13 protein-coding genes are annotated in these 14,738 nt (G+C 59.5%); 8 read left to right on the forward strand and 5 right to left on the reverse strand.

The window, feature by feature from the left end; all coding sequences use genetic code 11:
* Positions 1-4 precede the first annotated feature (4 nt).
* The 5 genes from Q666_RS48460 to Q666_RS48480 form a co-directional block, all read right to left on the reverse strand.
* The gene (locus tag Q666_RS48460) at positions 5-1,765 is read right to left on the reverse strand and encodes a nitrate ABC transporter ATP-binding protein (RefSeq protein WP_023001121.1); all 1,761 of its coding nucleotides are present in this window, start codon (positions 1,763-1,765) and stop codon (positions 5-7) included.
* 10 nt (positions 1,766-1,775) lie between these two features.
* Positions 1,776-2,858 (reverse strand): ABC transporter permease, encoded by a 1,083-nt coding sequence (locus Q666_RS48465; protein WP_023001120.1) that lies wholly within the window; start codon positions 2,856-2,858, stop codon positions 1,776-1,778.
* A 91-nt stretch (positions 2,859-2,949) separates the two neighbouring features.
* On the reverse strand, positions 2,950-4,350 hold the full coding sequence (locus Q666_RS48470) for a CmpA/NrtA family ABC transporter substrate-binding protein (protein WP_023001119.1): 1,401 nt from the start codon (positions 4,348-4,350) through the stop codon (positions 2,950-2,952).
* A gap of 365 nt (positions 4,351-4,715) precedes the next feature.
* Positions 4,716-5,825: a CmpA/NrtA family ABC transporter substrate-binding protein gene (locus Q666_RS48475; protein ID WP_023001118.1), complete on the reverse strand. Its 1,110-nt coding sequence runs from the start codon at positions 5,823-5,825 to the stop codon at positions 4,716-4,718.
* A 60-nt stretch (positions 5,826-5,885) separates the two neighbouring features.
* A complete protein-coding gene (locus Q666_RS48480) occupies positions 5,886-6,473 on the reverse strand; it encodes an ANTAR domain-containing protein (RefSeq protein WP_023001117.1) in 588 nt (195 codons plus the stop codon).
* Positions 6,474-6,678: 205 nt separating this feature from the next.
* On the opposite strand from Q666_RS48480, the gene Q666_RS48485 reads away from it, so the two are divergent.
* The 8 genes from Q666_RS48485 to Q666_RS48520 all read left to right on the forward strand — a co-directional run bounded on the left by Q666_RS48485 (position 6,679) and on the right by Q666_RS48520 (position 14,659).
* On the forward strand, positions 6,679-6,864 hold the full coding sequence (locus Q666_RS48485; RefSeq protein ID WP_200863770.1) for a DUF4089 domain-containing protein: 186 nt from the start codon (positions 6,679-6,681) through the stop codon (positions 6,862-6,864).
* Positions 6,861-8,273 carry an AtzE family amidohydrolase gene (locus Q666_RS48490; RefSeq protein WP_023001115.1) on the forward strand — a complete coding sequence of 471 codons (1,413 nt, stop codon included), beginning with the start codon at positions 6,861-6,863 and terminating at the stop codon, positions 8,271-8,273. The genes Q666_RS48485 and Q666_RS48490 overlap by 4 nt, the downstream gene beginning before the upstream one ends.
* A gap of 6 nt (positions 8,274-8,279) precedes the next feature.
* A complete protein-coding gene (locus tag Q666_RS48495; RefSeq protein ID WP_023001114.1) occupies positions 8,280-9,173 on the forward strand; it encodes a LysR substrate-binding domain-containing protein in 894 nt (297 codons plus the stop codon).
* Between the two features lie 191 nt (positions 9,174-9,364).
* Complete coding sequence (locus Q666_RS48500; protein ID WP_023001113.1) at positions 9,365-10,492, forward strand: TIGR03364 family FAD-dependent oxidoreductase; 1,128 nt, start codon at positions 9,365-9,367, stop codon at positions 10,490-10,492.
* 9 nt (positions 10,493-10,501) lie between these two features.
* On the forward strand, positions 10,502-11,284 hold the full coding sequence (gene phnX, locus Q666_RS48505; RefSeq protein WP_023001112.1) for a phosphonoacetaldehyde hydrolase: 783 nt from the start codon (positions 10,502-10,504) through the stop codon (positions 11,282-11,284).
* Positions 11,281-12,777: a sulfatase-like hydrolase/transferase gene (locus Q666_RS48510; protein ID WP_023001111.1), complete on the forward strand. Its 1,497-nt coding sequence runs from the start codon at positions 11,281-11,283 to the stop codon at positions 12,775-12,777. Before phnX ends, Q666_RS48510 begins: the two co-directional genes overlap by 4 nt.
* A gap of 141 nt (positions 12,778-12,918) precedes the next feature.
* Positions 12,919-13,683: a trypsin-like serine protease gene (locus Q666_RS48515; protein WP_023001110.1), complete on the forward strand. Its 765-nt coding sequence runs from the start codon at positions 12,919-12,921 to the stop codon at positions 13,681-13,683.
* A 166-nt stretch (positions 13,684-13,849) separates the two neighbouring features.
* Complete coding sequence (locus Q666_RS48520) at positions 13,850-14,659, forward strand: NAD kinase (protein WP_031269325.1); 810 nt, start codon at positions 13,850-13,852, stop codon at positions 14,657-14,659.
* The last annotated feature ends 79 nt before the right edge of the window (positions 14,660-14,738 follow it).

Consider the following 14,738-nt stretch of genomic DNA (forward strand, 5'->3'; position numbering starts at 1 on the left):
ACTTTCATTCGGCTGCTTCGGCCGCCGCGGTTTGACGGGCCATCCGTGCGGCCCGCTTTTCCTGAATGGATTTCAACTGGTCTTCGCTCGGGTCCGCACCGCCTTCATAGGCTTCCAGGAAGTCCAGAAGCTCCTCGCGGTAGGCGTAGTAATCCGGGTGGGCGAGCAGCTCCTTGCGCGACCTCGGCCGTGGCAGGTCCACTTCCATGATGTTGCCGATGCGGGCATTGGGCCCGTTCGACATCATCACCACCCGGTCAGCGAGCAGGATGGCCTCATCGACATCATGCGTGACGCAGACAGCCGTCACCTGGGTGCGTTTCCAGACATCCATAAGGACGTCCTGCAGCTCCCACCGGGTCAGGCTGTCGAGCATGCCGAAGGGTTCGTCCAGCAGCAGGAGCTTCGGCGACAAGGCAAAGGCCCGTGCAATGCCGACGCGTTGCTTCATGCCGTTGGAAAGCTCCGAAGCAGCCTTTTGCATGGCGTCCGACAGACCGACCTTGCCGAGGTAGTATTCAATCACGTCCCGCTTTTCGGCCCTGGACGCATCCGGATAGACCTTGTCGACCCCAAGCTCGACATTCTCGTATGCTGTCAGCCACGGCATCAGGCTCGGCGCCTGGAAAACGACGGCACGGTCCGGACCGGCCTGCGTCACATGAGTGCCGTCCAAGACGATGGCACCTTCGGTGATCTTGTTGAGACCGGCCACCATGGACAGGACTGTCGACTTTCCGCATCCGGAATGGCCGATCAGGGTGATAAACTCGCCCTTCTTCATTTTCAGATCGAAACCGTCGACAACCGTCAGCGGCCCCTTCGGCGTCGGATAGACCTTCTTCAGCTGAGAGAAGTCGAGATAACGGTCCTGAACCGCGGATTCCGATGCCCGCTCATAAGCCGCCGGAAGCTTGTCGGCAGGCTTCGGACGCTGGGTAATCGGAACGATGTCCGGCAGAACGATTTCCCGCTCCAGATCAGCGCCACGCTCGGCACCAGCCTCCATCAGGTATTCGGTGACTTCGGCGCGCAGGCGAATGAAGTTGTCATCGTGATTGAGTTCACCGCGATCGCGCGGCCGCTGAAACGGAACCTTGAACTCCGGACCGAGCGTTGCCGGTGTGCCAGGTTTCAGGGGTATGATCCGGTCTGCGAGAAGGATTGCCTCATCGACATCGTTTGTGATGAGAATGATGGTCTTCTTCTCTTCGTCGCAGATCGCGGCGAATTCGTCCTGCAGCTTCGCGCGGGTCAAGGCATCAAGAGCGGACAGCGGCTCATCCAGCAGCAGAAGTTCCGGCTGCATGGCAAGTGCCCGTGCCACGGCAACGCGCTGACGCATGCCACCGGAAAGTTCCGACGGCTTGCGGTCCCTGGCATGCCCCAGACCGACCATCTCGATGTACTTGTCGCAGATCGCCTTGCGCTCAGCGGCGCTCTTCTTCTTGAAAACGCTGTCGACGGCCAGCGCCACATTGCCGAACACCGACAACCACGGCATCAGCGAATAGGACTGGAACACGACGCCCCGATCCTGGTGCGGCCCGTCAATTTCCTTGTTCTTGAAGATGATGCCGCCCTTGTCCGGCTCGATGAGACCGGCCAGCAGGGAGATCAGCGTGGTCTTGCCGGTGCCGGAAAACCCGACGATGGCAATGAACTCGCCCTCTTCCACTTTCAGATTGATATCGTCCAGCACATCCGTCCGGGTGGCATTTTCGCCATAGGATTTGGAGACGCCGGAAATTTCCAGAAAGGACATATCCGTCTCCTTAGCGATTGGCCGAGAATGTGAAGGCGCGCTGCAGGGCAAACATCAGCCGGTCGAGCATGAAGCCGATGATGCCGATGGTCAGGACTGCGACCATGATCTTTGCGAGCGACTGGGAAGAACCGTTCTGGAATTCGTCCCAGACGAATTTCCCGAGCCCCGGGTTCTGCGCCAGCATTTCTGCCGCAATAAGCACCATCCAGCCCACACCCAGCGACAGGCGCAGCCCGGTGAAGATCAGCGGCAGAGAGGACGGCAGAACCAGCTTGGTAACGGTCTTCCAGGTCGGCAGCTGCAGAACACGGCCGACATTCATCAGGTCCTTGTCGACCGAGGCCACACCCAGCGCGGTGTTGATCAGGGTCGGCCACATGGAGCAGAGCGTCACGGTGACGGCGGAGATCAGCAGGGATTTAGACAGCCAGTCGACAGGATCGGCATAGGTTGCCGAAACGATCATCGTGACGATCGGCAACCATGCCAGCGGCGACACCGGCTTGAAGATCTGGATCAGCGGATTGATTGCGCCGTTGAAGGAGCGCGACAGACCGGAGGCAATGCCAAGCGGCACGGCAATCAGCGTTGCGATCAGGAAGCCGAGGCCAACGGTTTTCAGCGAGGTGCCGATCTGGTCGATATAGGTCGGCTTGCCGGTATAGTCGCGCCACTTGATCTTGTCGGTCTTGCCTTCAGCTTCGTATTTGGCGTTGCGTTGTTCCTGGCGATCGTAGAACGCAGCGGCCTTGTCACGCTCGCGCTCATGATCGTCCCAGAGGTTGACCGCCTGGCTCCAGACGGCCGCCGGCCCGGGAACTGCGCCCAGGGATGTCTGCACCTGGGGCGCCAGCGCTCCCCAGAGGACGAGAAAGGCGATGATGCCCAGAAGAGGAATCACGAGAACGCGTTTGAGTTCCCCCAGCTGCTCCTTCGGGCTGTCGCCTGCGGCAATTTTCAGGAGCGGCACGGTCCAGGAAAGGCCGAGCGCATCCAGCCAGCCGGCGGCCTTGTTGATCCGTGTGAAGAGCTTTTCCCGGCGTGCGGCACGGGCAAGGTCCTGACTGCCTGCGGTATCGGCATTGGCCATGTCGTCAATCCTTGTTCGAATTCTGTCGGTTCGTGTCGAATGAGAAAAACGAGCGGCGGGGCTGCAGACCGCCGCTCAAGTTTGGGGAAGATCAGCCGCCCACGACCTGGTTGCCGTCGACCACCTGCTTGCCTTTCAGGCCGATCGGAAGGCTGTCGATGTAGGCGTTCGGCTGCTTGCCGTCGTAGGGAATGCCGTCGATGATGTCCGCCGACGGGGTCGGAGCGCGGTAGCCGTCCGTTTCCCAGGGGAAGTCTTCCTTGGCCACATGCCCTTCCTCGACCAGCATTTCTGCGGCTTTTAGATAGATGTCGGGGCGATAGACCGACCGCGCGACTTCGTCGTACCAGCTGTCGGGTTTGTACTCGGAAATCTGCCCCCAGCGGCGCATCTGGGTCAGGTACCAGACGGCGTCGGAATAGTAGGGATAGGTGGCGAAGTAGCGGTAGAAGACGTTGAAGTCGGGAACGTCTCGCTTGTCGCCCTTCTCATACTCGAAGGTGCCGGTCATGGAGTTGGCGATCACTTCAGCGTCCGCACCGACATACTCCGAGCGGGACAGGATCTCGACGGCTTCCATACGATTGGCGTTGTCGTTCTCGTCCAGCCACTTGGCCGCGCGGATCAACGCCTTGGTAAGCGCAAGCGTGGTGTTCGGATATTCTTCGGTAAATTCCTGCGTCAGACCGAAGACCTTCTCCGGATTGTTCTTCCAGATCTCGTAATCGGTGATGACCGGAACGCCGATGCCCTTGAAGACTGCCTGCTGGTTCCAGGGTTCGCCGACGCAATAGCCATAGATGGTGCCGGCTTCCAGCGTCGAAGGCATCTGCGGAGGCGGAGTGACCGACAGCAGAGCGTCTGCCTGGATCTGGCCGGAGATATCCGAACTGGAATAGAAGCCCGGGTTGATATCACCGGATGCCAGCCAGTAGCGCAGTTCGTAGTTATGGGTGGAGACGGGGAAGACCATGCCCATGTTGAACGGCTTGCCTTCGGACTTGAACTTGTCGACGACCGGTTTCAAGGCGGTTGCCTTGATCGGGTGAACCGGCTTGCCGTCGTCCTGCATTTCCAGGTGCGGCTTCATCATCTCGAAGATCTCGTTGGAAACGGTAATGCCGTTGCCGTTGAGATCCATGGAGAACGGCGTCACGATGTGTGCCTTCGTGCCGAAACCGATGGTAGCCGCCAGCGGTTGTCCGGCCAGCATGTGCGCCCCATCCAGTTCGCCCGTGATGACCCGGTCGAGCAGAACCTTCCAGTTGGCCTGCGGCTCCAGGGTGACGAAAAGGCCTTCTTCCTCGAAATAGCCGAGCTCATAGGCAACCGCGAGCGGAGCCATGTCCGTCAGCTTGATGAAGCCGAAGGTGAGTTCGTCCTTTTCGACATCCAGCATCTCGGCATAGGCGCTGGATGCGGACACAAGTGCCGTGGCTGCCATCAGGGCGCCAAATGCGGTCCGGCGGGTGATATTCAGGGTCTTTTTCATTGTCGCGTCCTGTCCCTCGTTCGTCCTGCACCCTCTTCAGCCGGGCACAGGAGCAATAAAAAAGCCGCCGACCGAACCGCATGACGGGAGGAATTCCCATGCGGTTCAGATCGGCGGCTTTGCCTGTGCACCCGGCAGTGGGTGCGATATCTGGTAGGCCAGCGTCGGCCTCACCTGCTTAAAAGCACGAACTGTGCCAATTTGGAGAAATTAGCTTTTCTCTTTATTTACAGATACTTACTCTTTGTAAAAATTTTGACCATATGCTCAAGCTGCATATTTGATCATCGAAGCTTGCAGGCAACTGAACGAATTTTGTGCAACGCAACCAGACCGCCCCGGCGCCAGGCGAGCTGTCTCGGAAGTCAAAAACGGGCGCCGTCAAACATTTCGATGGTCATGTCTGTCGCTTCGCCGGTCAGCTCCAGAGCCTCCAGATAGGCGGTCGGAGAAAAGACCTTTTCAACTTCGCTTTCCGCCTCTCGCGAACGCTCCACCTGCCCCCAGCGAACCATCTGCTCGTAGAACCATTTGCCATGAACCGGCATTGGCGCTGCCTTGAGCCCACCCGAGAAGGTCAGGAAGTCCGGAACGTTCTTCACCGAGACCGGGCCCAGCCTGATGCGGCCCGATAGCGCTGCAAGGCAGATTTCAGCGGGGCAAGCCAGAAGGTCCGGCCTTGCGAGCATGTCGGCCAGCTCGGCATTGTTCTTCGGATCGGCGCACCAGTCGGCGGCTGCCGAAAAGGCACGCATCAGCGCGGCCAGCGTTTCCGGGTTGGCTTCGGCCCATTTGCGCGTCACGCCCAGCACTTTTTCCGGACTGTCCGGCCAGATGGCCTGTTTGTAGGTTGCTATGCGCCCCGTTCCGGCGTCGACCGCAGCCGTGTTCCAGGGCTCGCCAACGCAATATCCATCGAGCTGGCCGGCGGCCAGGGCATCCGCCATGACCTGCGGCGCCAGTACGGTAATCTCGACATCCCGATCCGGATCAATTCCGGCGGCGGCTAGCCAGTAGCGCAATTCATAGGCATGGCCTGAAAACGGGTGCACGACCCCGAAATGAAGCAGCGGCGCATCCGCCTCCTGCTGGTCGGCAATCACCCGCGCGAGCGCCGCACCAGTCGACGTCGGATCGCCTTCCGGATCGGCTCCGACAGCCGACATGTCCGCCCAGAGTGCGTTGGAAACCGTAATTGCGTTGCCACCTAGCCCCAGAAGCATGGGCGCCAGCATGGGCACGGCTAGACTGGTCAGGTTGAGGCTGGATGCAATCGGCATCGGGGCGAGCATATGCGCCACGTCGAAATGACCGACCGAAATCCTGTCTCGAATATTGGCCCAGGATGTTTCGCGGATCAGCTTCAGCGCGATGCCTTCCTGCTCGGCAAAACCGAGTTCGGCAGCAGCCACGACAACGGCACTGTCCAGAAGCGGGATAAATCCGGCGATAACAGGCTTCAAGTTCGTATCCATGATCTTCCTGTCCCCTGGTTGGCCGCTTCTCCCCACTCGGTGTTTTTTGTTGTCATCGCGTCAGTCTCCCAGAAGTCCGCTGGCGATCACCAGGCTTTGCGCCACATCAATGATCTTCCGGCTCTGGTTCATGGCCGTACGACGCAACAGGTCATAGGCCTCCTGCTCGCTGAGCCCCTTGGATTTCATCAGGATGCCCTTGGCCCGATCGATGGTTTTCCGGTCTGCAAGTTCAGAGCGCACTTCCTCCAGCTCCTCTGTCAGCCTGGAAAACGCACGAAAGCGGCTGATCGCCATATCAAGGATCGATTTAACCCGCTCCCGCTTGAGCCCGTCGACGATATAGGCCGACACCCCCGCATCGACGGCGGCCTCTATGGAATGGCTGTCCGACTTGTCGACGAACATCGCAATCGGTCGCCGCACCGCACGCGACACCTGAAACATGTGTTCCAGCTGGTCGCGATTCGGGTTTTCCAGATCGATGACAATCACATCCGGATTGATGTCGGCGATCTGACGAACCAGACCTTCCATCTGGTGAACAAGAATGACCCTATCGTGCCCGGCATCGTGCAATCCCTGCTCGATGATCGAGGCACGGATCTTGTTGTCATCTATAACCAGAATGGAAAGCCCGCCGCTCATGCCGCCATTATGCGCAGGGCTATTTTTTATGCAACAAAAATGCTGCGCCGCAACAACGCCGTCCTGTGGAGACATTCGGAAGTCACCCTGGAGCGCTTGAAACCGGACTTGCGAAAGACGGAACCAAAAGAAGATTTCTCCTCTGGACAGAACCCCACAGCCTTAGAATGATGCACCGGGAAAATTCAGGATGAAGGAAAGCGGGATGGCGGACACGTTTGAGCCCAAGGCGCATGTGGCCCACATGGAAAAGATGTTGGGGCTGACGATCGAAGAAGATTGGCGCCCTGTTGTGGAAATGCATATCGCCGCGATCGAGAAAGCTGCCGAAGCCGTCCTGGATTTTCCGCTGGAAGACCACGCCGAAGCCGCACCGGTCTTTGTTCCATGAGCCAGGACAACAGCAAACTGAACACCCGCTCCGCGGCTCAGACGGCCACAGCCGTCAACAGCGGCGACATCAAGGCTCTGGAAGTTGCCTACGCATCTCTCGAGGTCATTGAACGTCTCAATCCGACGGTCAACGCCTTTACCGACGTTCTGGGGGAGCGTGCACTTCTTGAAGCGCGCGCTGTCGATGACGCGATTGCAGAGGGCCGAACACTGCCACTCGCCGGTGTGCCATATGCGGTCAAGAACCTGTATGATGTCGAAGGCCTGACAACCCGCGCCGGCGCGAAAATCAATCGCGAAAACCCGCCTGCTTCTGCCGATGCGACTTTGGTCCGCAAGCTGAAAGACGCTGGCGCAGTTCTGGTCGGCGCGACCCACATGGGCGAATACGCCTATGATTTTACCGGCGAGAGCGCGCACGACGGCATCTGCCGCAATCCTCATGATACGGGTCATATGACCGGGGGGTCTTCCTCCGGATCTGCCGCGGCAACGGCTGCCGGCATGGTGCCGCTGGCAATGGGCTCCGATACCAATGGCTCCATCCGCGTGCCGGCCTCGTTCTGCGGCCTGTTCGGCTTGAAGCCGACCTATGGCCGCCTCAGCCGTGCAGGCACATATCCGTTTGTCGGCAGTCTCGATCACCTAGGCCCACTCACACGATCGGCAGAAGATCTTGCACTGATCTTTGACGTCCTGCAGGGCCACGACCCCGCAGACCCGGCCCAGGCAAACCACCCGGAGACCGAGACCCATAACCGGCTGCAGGAAGATATCGGCCCGCTGCGCATTGCCGTGGCAGGTGGCTATTTCCGCGACAAGGCCCTGCCGGATGCCCTGAATGCAGTGGATCTTGTCGCCAAGGCGCTTGGGGCAAGCCTTGAAATCGACATTCCGGAAGCTGCCCGGGCCCGCGCCGCGGCCTATGTCATCACGGCGGCCGAAGGCTCTACCCTGCATCTCGGCCGCATCCTGGAACGGCCGCAGGACTTTGACCCGGAAACGCGTGACCGCTTCCTGGCGGGAACCATGGTACCGGCAATCTGGGTCCAGCAGGCTCAGCGATTCCGGAGCTGGTTTCGCGACCTCTTCCGCAAGATCTTCGAGAATGTCGATGTTCTTCTGGCCCCGGCCACCCCCTTCCCGGCCCTGCCGTCAGGTACCAAGACTTTCACGATCGGCGGCGAGACCATGCCGGCCCGGCCCAACATCGGCCTGTTTACCCAGCCAATCTCCTTCATCGGCCTTCCCGCGGTGACGGTACCGGTCTGGCAGGAAGGGGCGACATTGCCGATCGGTGTTCAGGTGATCGCCCCTGCCTGGCGCGAGGATCTGGCGCTTCGTGTCGCTCACCACCTGGAACAGACAGGTATCTGCCGCGCGCCCGTCGCCAATTTGACGGCCTGAAGCCCGGTGAAAAGGGAACAGGCCCGCACCACAGGAAACCTCAGCCTGGCGCAACTGCGAGCGCTGGAAGCTGTGGTGCGCACCGGAAGCTTCACAGATGCGGCGAAGGAAATCGGCGTCTCCCAACCCTCCATCTCCAATCACATTCAGGGTCTGGAAAGCCGCTTCAAGACAAAACTGCTGGTAAAGTCCGGATATTCAGTTTCCGCGACGCCGGCTCTGGTCTCTCTATTGCCCCGCATCAGGGCCTTGCTGGCATTGGCAGGTGATCTGGAAACCGAGCTGTCTCACCACCGTGCCCTTGCGGCTGGTAAACTCAGCATTGGCTATTCAACCTATCAGCTCGCCATCCCGATCATCTCGTCCTTCATGGCGAAACACCCAACCATCTCGATCGAGGCCCGCGCCCTTGCAAGCCAGGACATCATCAACCTGATCGAAACAGGCTCTCTCGATATCGGCTTCATTACCGGACGCGAAATTCCGGCAGGTCTCGAAGGCGAACTGATCCTGAAGACACGCATTGTCCTGGCGGTTTCTCCCGAACACCCGCTGGCGAAAAAGGACAGCGCTTCCTGGAAAGACGTCGCCGAGCTCCCACTCCTCCAACGCGAAGGAAGTTCCGGTACCCGCAGACTGTTCGAAGCCGCTGCCACGCTTGCCGGGACAAGACCCAAGACCGCACTCGCTCTTGGCTCGTGGGGATCAATCGCAACGCTGGTCAGATCCGGCTCGGGTATCGGTGTCGCGCTGGAAGCGGAAATCACCGAGCGCGACGGTTGTGTCGGTGTCAAGATCGAAGACGCGAACCTCAACGCAAACCACTTTGCAGTCTGGCAAAAAGACATGGGTACGGTTGCCGCCATAGAGGCATTTCGAGCCGGTTTGCCCGCTTCATGACAAATAGAAGTCACCCGTCATTTGATAATTAAAACCTATACATTTCGATCTTTGATAGACCGAAAGGCACTTCCGTGATTACTGGCGCCTGACGTTTTCAAAACCACTGCACCAGAGTCGAATCCATCGCCCGCGACAAAGGCGTGATACTGACTTCGAACGGCTCCAGCACAATTCCAGAGACCGCCTGAATGGAACAGAGATCTTATGACCTTGCGATCGTCGGTGCCGGGATCGTTGGGCTTGCACACGCCCTCGCAGCAGTCAGGCGCGGCAAGAAAGTTGTCGTCATTGATCGCGACAGCCAGGCAAATGGCGCCTCGATCCGCAACTTCGGCTTTGTGACCGTCACCGGCCAACAGGCAGGCGACTGCTGGCAGAAAGCGTCGCGCAGCCGACAGGTGTGGGCAGAAGTTGCGAAAGCCGCCCGCATACCGCTGCTGCACGAAGGTCTGACCATGACCGCAAGGCTCCCGGAGTCGGAAGCTGTTATCGACGCGTTTCTGAAGACAGAAATGGGTGCGGAGTGTCAACGCCTGACACCCGCTCAGGCCGCCCTCAAGGTTCCCTGTTTGCGACAAGAGAAAATCACCTGCGCGCTCTATTCGCCGCTGGAAGTGCGCGTGGAATCGAAAGATGCCCTGCCCCGGATCGCCAATTGGCTGAAAGAAGCCCATGCCGTCGACTTCCTCTGGCAGACAAGCGTCAATTCTGTCGAGGCGCCGAAGCTTCAAACCTCGCGCGGGACGGTGCACGCGGAGACCGTGATCATCTGCCCGGGCGACGATGGCACGACGCTTTTTGCTGACCGGATCGCCACTTACGAAGTCACGCGCTGCAAACTGCAGATGTTACGCGTCGCCCCTCACAATCGTATCGACCTTGGCACCGCAGTCATGTCTGACCTCGGCCTTGCGCGATATCTTGGCTATGCCGAACTCCCCCAAGCAGAGCCTTTGAAAGCCCGGCTGGATCGGGAGATGGCTGATCACCGGGAAAACGGCATTCACCTGATCGTTGTCCAGTCCGAAGACGGCAGTCTCGTTGTCGGCGACAGCCATCATTACAGCGCGACACCCGATCCGTTCATCGACAAGACAGTGAACGACCTGATCCTGGGCGAGATGGAGACGATCCTCGATCTCGGCCCCTATGACATTTCTGAAACCTGGATCGGCACCTACGCCTCTGCCCCGGACCGCTGGCGCTTCACCGATGCGCCGGACGATAGTACCCGCATTGTCGTCGTCACGGCCGGCTGCGGTGCCTCCACCGCCTTCGCCATCGGCGAGGAAACCATTGCCGATCTCTATGCGTGAGGAAACAAGATGAGCAAATTCAAAGCCGTGGTCTTCGACTGGGCCGGCACCATGATCGACTTCGGATCCTTTGCCCCGATGGGTGTCTTCGTAAAGGCCTTCGAGACCTTCGGCATTACCGCAACTATCGACCAGGCACGCGGCCCGATGGGCAAACCGAAGTGGGACCACATCCGCTCCATGATGGATGATCCGGACATCTGCGCCCAATGGATCGCCAAATACGGCCACGCACCAACTGATGCCGATGTGGACAAGGTCTACAAGGTCTTCGTTCCAATGAACGAGGAAGTCGTCGCCGATTTCTCCGATCTCGTTCCAGGTGCTGCCGAGGTTGTCAGATTGCTTCGCGCCAAGGGCATGAAAATCGGCTCGACCACCGGCTATACCCGCTCGATCATGGAACGCGTGCTGCCGAAAGCTGCCGAACAGGGGTATGAACCGGACAATCTCATCTGTGCCGACGACCTGCCGGAAGGCCGTCCCGGTCCGCTCGGCATGTATCAGTGCTTCGTCGATCTGGTGGCCTACCCGCCGAGCGCGGTCATCAAGGTGGACGACACTGAACCGGGCATTGCCGAGGGTGTTGCAGCCGGCTGCCTGACTGTGGGTCTTGCGCTGTCAGGCAACTATGCAGGCAAGACACCGGAGGAACTCGCTGCACTTTCGAAAGATCAGGTTGACGCCCTGCGCCAGCATGCAACGGTAGAGCTGAAAAAAGCCGGCGCCGATTACGTCATTGATACGGTCGCGGATCTGCCAGCCCTGATCGAGAAACTGGAAGCGGAATGACACGTCCGAATATCCTGCTGATCACCGCTGACCAGTGGCGGGGCGATTGTCTCGGCACAGTTGGACACCCTGTTGTCAGGACGCCGAACCTTGATGCCTTCGCCGAAACGGCAACAGTTTTCGAGCAGCATTATGCGGCAACGGCTCCGTGCTCTCCTGCACGGGCCTCGCTCTATACCGGGCTTTACCAGATGAACCACCGGGTCGTGTGGAACGGCGCGCCACTCGATGACCGGTTCGACAATATCGCCCGTGCTGCCCGCCGGGCCGGATATACGCCAACGTTGTTCGGCTACACCGATACCTCACCCGATCCACGCCTGCATCACCCGAACGACCCTGTCCTGACTTCCTATGAAGGTGTTCTGCCCGGCTTCTGGGTACGCCAGCCTCTTGCCGAGGACGAAAAGCAATGGCTTTCCTGGATGGTCTCACGCGGCCACGATCCCGCAGGTTTGCCTACCATCCATCACGTGGAACCCGAAGAAGGTGAAAAAGTCAGCCTCAAGGCAGCCAGGTATTCGAAGGACGAAACCCAGACCGCCTTCATGACGGATGCCTTCCTAACCTGGCTTGGAGAACAGGAAGAAGACCGGCCATGGATGGCGCATGTTTCCTTCCTGCGTCCGCATCCACCGATTGCCGCTCCTGCCCCCTATAACACCCTCTACCATCCGGATGACGGACCGGGTTTCTCCGGGGCACCAACTGCGGCGGAGGAAGCTGCGTTTCATCCCCTAATGGAAGCCCTGCAGGACTATCAGCAGCTGGCCTCCCATTTACCGGGGACCACTGACTTCGTGCGTGATCTGACGGAGCGCGATCTCAGGCGGTTGCGAGCACTTTATTACGGCATGATCACCGAAGTTGACGCACAGCTCGGCCGGATCTTCGAGGCGCTGGAACCACTCGAAAACACGTTGGTTATTTTCACTTCCGATCATGCGGAGATGATGGGCGATCACTGGATGCTCGGCAAAAGCGGGTTCTACCGCGAGAGCTACCACATCCCCCTCATGATACGGGCACCGGGTGGCGGTGCAGCGAACCGGGTCTCCGCCTTCACGTCCTCGACCGATATCTTCCCGACGCTCCTGGATCTGCTGGATATCGAACCCGAGCATGCCCCGGACGGAGCCAGCCTGCTGCCGTACCTCAGCGGACAAACGCCTCTGTCCTGGCGAGATGCTGCCCTCTGGGAGTTCGATTACAGGCAATTTCTGAAGAAATGGCCGGAGAAGTTCCCGGCATCTGCCCATGAAGGATCCTCCACGGCACTTTGCCGCCTCGGGCCGGAATGGCAGTTCGTGCATTTCTCCGGAATGCCCAACATTCTGATGAAGGCCACCTGCACGTCCACCGCGCCGGTCAACGAGGCGGCCAGTCACCCGGACCTGGTGATCGCCAACCTTGATGACCTTGTGGCAACCCGGATGCGCCACAACGACGAGACCCTGGCCCGCACCCTGGTCTGGGACTACTATCGGGAATAGCGTGTACTTTCGCAGGTCCGCTTAGCGTGACGTTAAGCGTCGAGCGACAGAATGAACCCTTCATAGGGGCTCTGAAGAATGCGTCAGACTTTGCGGAAAAATCAGCTTTTCACCGGGATTGGACGGAGTGTTCTCCGGACCATGGGGCTGGCTCTCGTCGCCCTGCTCTCGCACCAGCATGTGTCCGCGGCCCCGATTGAGCTCAAGGTCATCGACTCGATCGATCCACCCTGGCCGTCCATAGGACGGGTAAATGTTACCGGCTTCAGGTCGACTGCCATGTGTACCGGCACCTTGATCGCACCCGATATCGTGCTCACAGCCGCCCATTGCCTCTTCAACAAGACGACCCGCAAGCCCTTTCCGATCGAAGACCTTCTGTTCATGGCCGGTGTTCGGCGGGACGAATACTCCGCCCGTCTGGAACCTGCATGCACCATCGCCGCTGCAGGATACGAGCCACGGCAGAAACCCAGATTGCGGGACGTACACAAGGATGTCGGGATCATTTTGCTGAAGGAACCCAGCACATTACCGCCCGTTCCGGTGCTTTCGCTGGATGACGCAACAGTTCTGACCAAGGACACACGGTTTCAATCCGCAGGTTACCGCCGCAGCCGCCGGTTTCTGCCAACCGTCGTGCCCGCTTGCAGGGTCATGGGAACCGCCGAGGACAGCTGGGTAACGGATTGCGCATCGGAAGCCGGCGCATCGGGCGGTCCGCTCCTGGTGGAAACGCCGAACGGGCTCCGTGTTGCCGGCATCATGTCGGCCAAGATCGACGCTGTTCGCTCAGCCATCGTGCCTTTCCTAGAATGGCAGGACCTTTTGGCCAATCCGAGCTGCAGCGGTGACAGTGCTCCGGCAGCCCCGCCACTCCGGTCATCGCTTGATACGGACAACTGACGACAATTCAGCCGACGGGCATAATCTGTACCGAAAGACAAATTTTCTCTGCACCAACGCCGGTTGCCCGGTTATGGTGCTATTCCCTGAATTCGGCCCGGAGCAGCTTCGCAACGCGTGCAGCTTTTTGGCCGGCAGACTGCCAGACGCAAAGACCCCTTGGCTCATGTACCAATCTGCGCCTCCTTCCAGTGCCGAACACTTCCGGCCGGTTTCCACCGACAAGCTTGCCTTTGTCGCCAGCGACACGGAGGAAGCACTCAAGGCTCAGGAAGACCTGTCCGCCCGCTACGGCAATGTTCCAGTGGCTGAAGCCGATGTCATCGTGGCTCTCGGCGGCGATGGCCTGATGCTGCAGACCCTTCACAAGCACATGGGCAGCAACAAACCGATCTACGGCATGAACCGTGGTTCGGTCGGCTTCCTGATGAACGAATACCGGGAAAACGACCTGAAGGACCGGCTAGCGCTGGCCGACATCACGACGATCCGGCCTTTGGAAATGACGGCAACGACCTCCGAAGGCATTCACCACGCCCTTGCCATCAACGAGGTGTCACTCCTGCGCCAGACATCGCAGGCCGCCCGGCTGCGCATCTCGGTCGATGGACGCGTCCGGCTGGAAGAACTTGTGTGCGATGGCATCATTGTCGCGACACCGGCAGGCAGCACTGCCTACAATCTATCTGCGCATGGCCCGATCCTGCCAATCACCGCACAACTGCTCGCGCTGACCCCCATCAGCGCCTTCCGGCCACGGCGTTGGCGTGGCGCGATCCTGCCGAACGGCGCCAAGGTCGATATCGAGATACTGGATCCCGGCAAACGCCCTGTCAGCGCGTCGGCCGACCACACCGAAATCCGACACGTTACCCATGTCGCAGTCCGGGAGGCGGCCGAAGCGGAAGGCGTGATCATGTTTGATTCCGATCACGGTTGGGACGAACGCATCCTCACTGAAATGTTCCGCTATTAGTTTCGAAACATCCTGGCGGAAACACCCTGTTAAGTATGATTGCCGATACTGCCAGCCACAGGCTCCGGCCGAATGCCCG

The organism is Labrenzia sp. C1B70, assembly GCF_000475395.1.
In the GTDB taxonomy this organism is placed as follows: Bacteria; Pseudomonadota; Alphaproteobacteria; order Rhizobiales; family Stappiaceae; genus Roseibium; species Roseibium algicola.

Bases quoted from the DNA above. Each gene is read 5' to 3' on its own strand.
- Q666_RS48460 (WP_023001121.1), bottom strand. From the start codon at position 1,765: ATGTCCTTTCTGGAAATTTCCGGCGTCTCCAAATCCTATGGCGAAAAT.
- Q666_RS48465 (WP_023001120.1), bottom strand. From the start codon at position 2,858: ATGGCCAATGCCGATACCGCAGGCAGTCAGGACCTTGCCCGTGCCGCA.
- Q666_RS48470 (WP_023001119.1), bottom strand. From the start codon at position 4,350: ATGAAAAAGACCCTGAATATCACCCGCCGGACCGCATTTGGCGCCCTG.
- Q666_RS48475 (WP_023001118.1), bottom strand. From the start codon at position 5,825: ATGGATACGAACTTGAAGCCTGTTATCGCCGGATTTATCCCGCTTCTG.
- Q666_RS48480 (WP_023001117.1), bottom strand. From the start codon at position 6,473: ATGAGCGGCGGGCTTTCCATTCTGGTTATAGATGACAACAAGATCCGT.
- Q666_RS48485 (WP_200863770.1), top strand. From the start codon at position 6,679: ATGGCGGACACGTTTGAGCCCAAGGCGCATGTGGCCCACATGGAAAAG.
- Q666_RS48490 (WP_023001115.1), top strand. From the start codon at position 6,861: ATGAGCCAGGACAACAGCAAACTGAACACCCGCTCCGCGGCTCAGACG.
- Q666_RS48500 (WP_023001113.1), top strand. From the start codon at position 9,365: ATGGAACAGAGATCTTATGACCTTGCGATCGTCGGTGCCGGGATCGTT.
- phnX (WP_023001112.1), top strand. From the start codon at position 10,502: ATGAGCAAATTCAAAGCCGTGGTCTTCGACTGGGCCGGCACCATGATC.
- Q666_RS48510 (WP_023001111.1), top strand. From the start codon at position 11,281: ATGACACGTCCGAATATCCTGCTGATCACCGCTGACCAGTGGCGGGGC.
- Q666_RS48515 (WP_023001110.1), top strand. From the start codon at position 12,919: ATGGGGCTGGCTCTCGTCGCCCTGCTCTCGCACCAGCATGTGTCCGCG.
- Q666_RS48520 (WP_031269325.1), top strand. From the start codon at position 13,850: ATGTACCAATCTGCGCCTCCTTCCAGTGCCGAACACTTCCGGCCGGTT.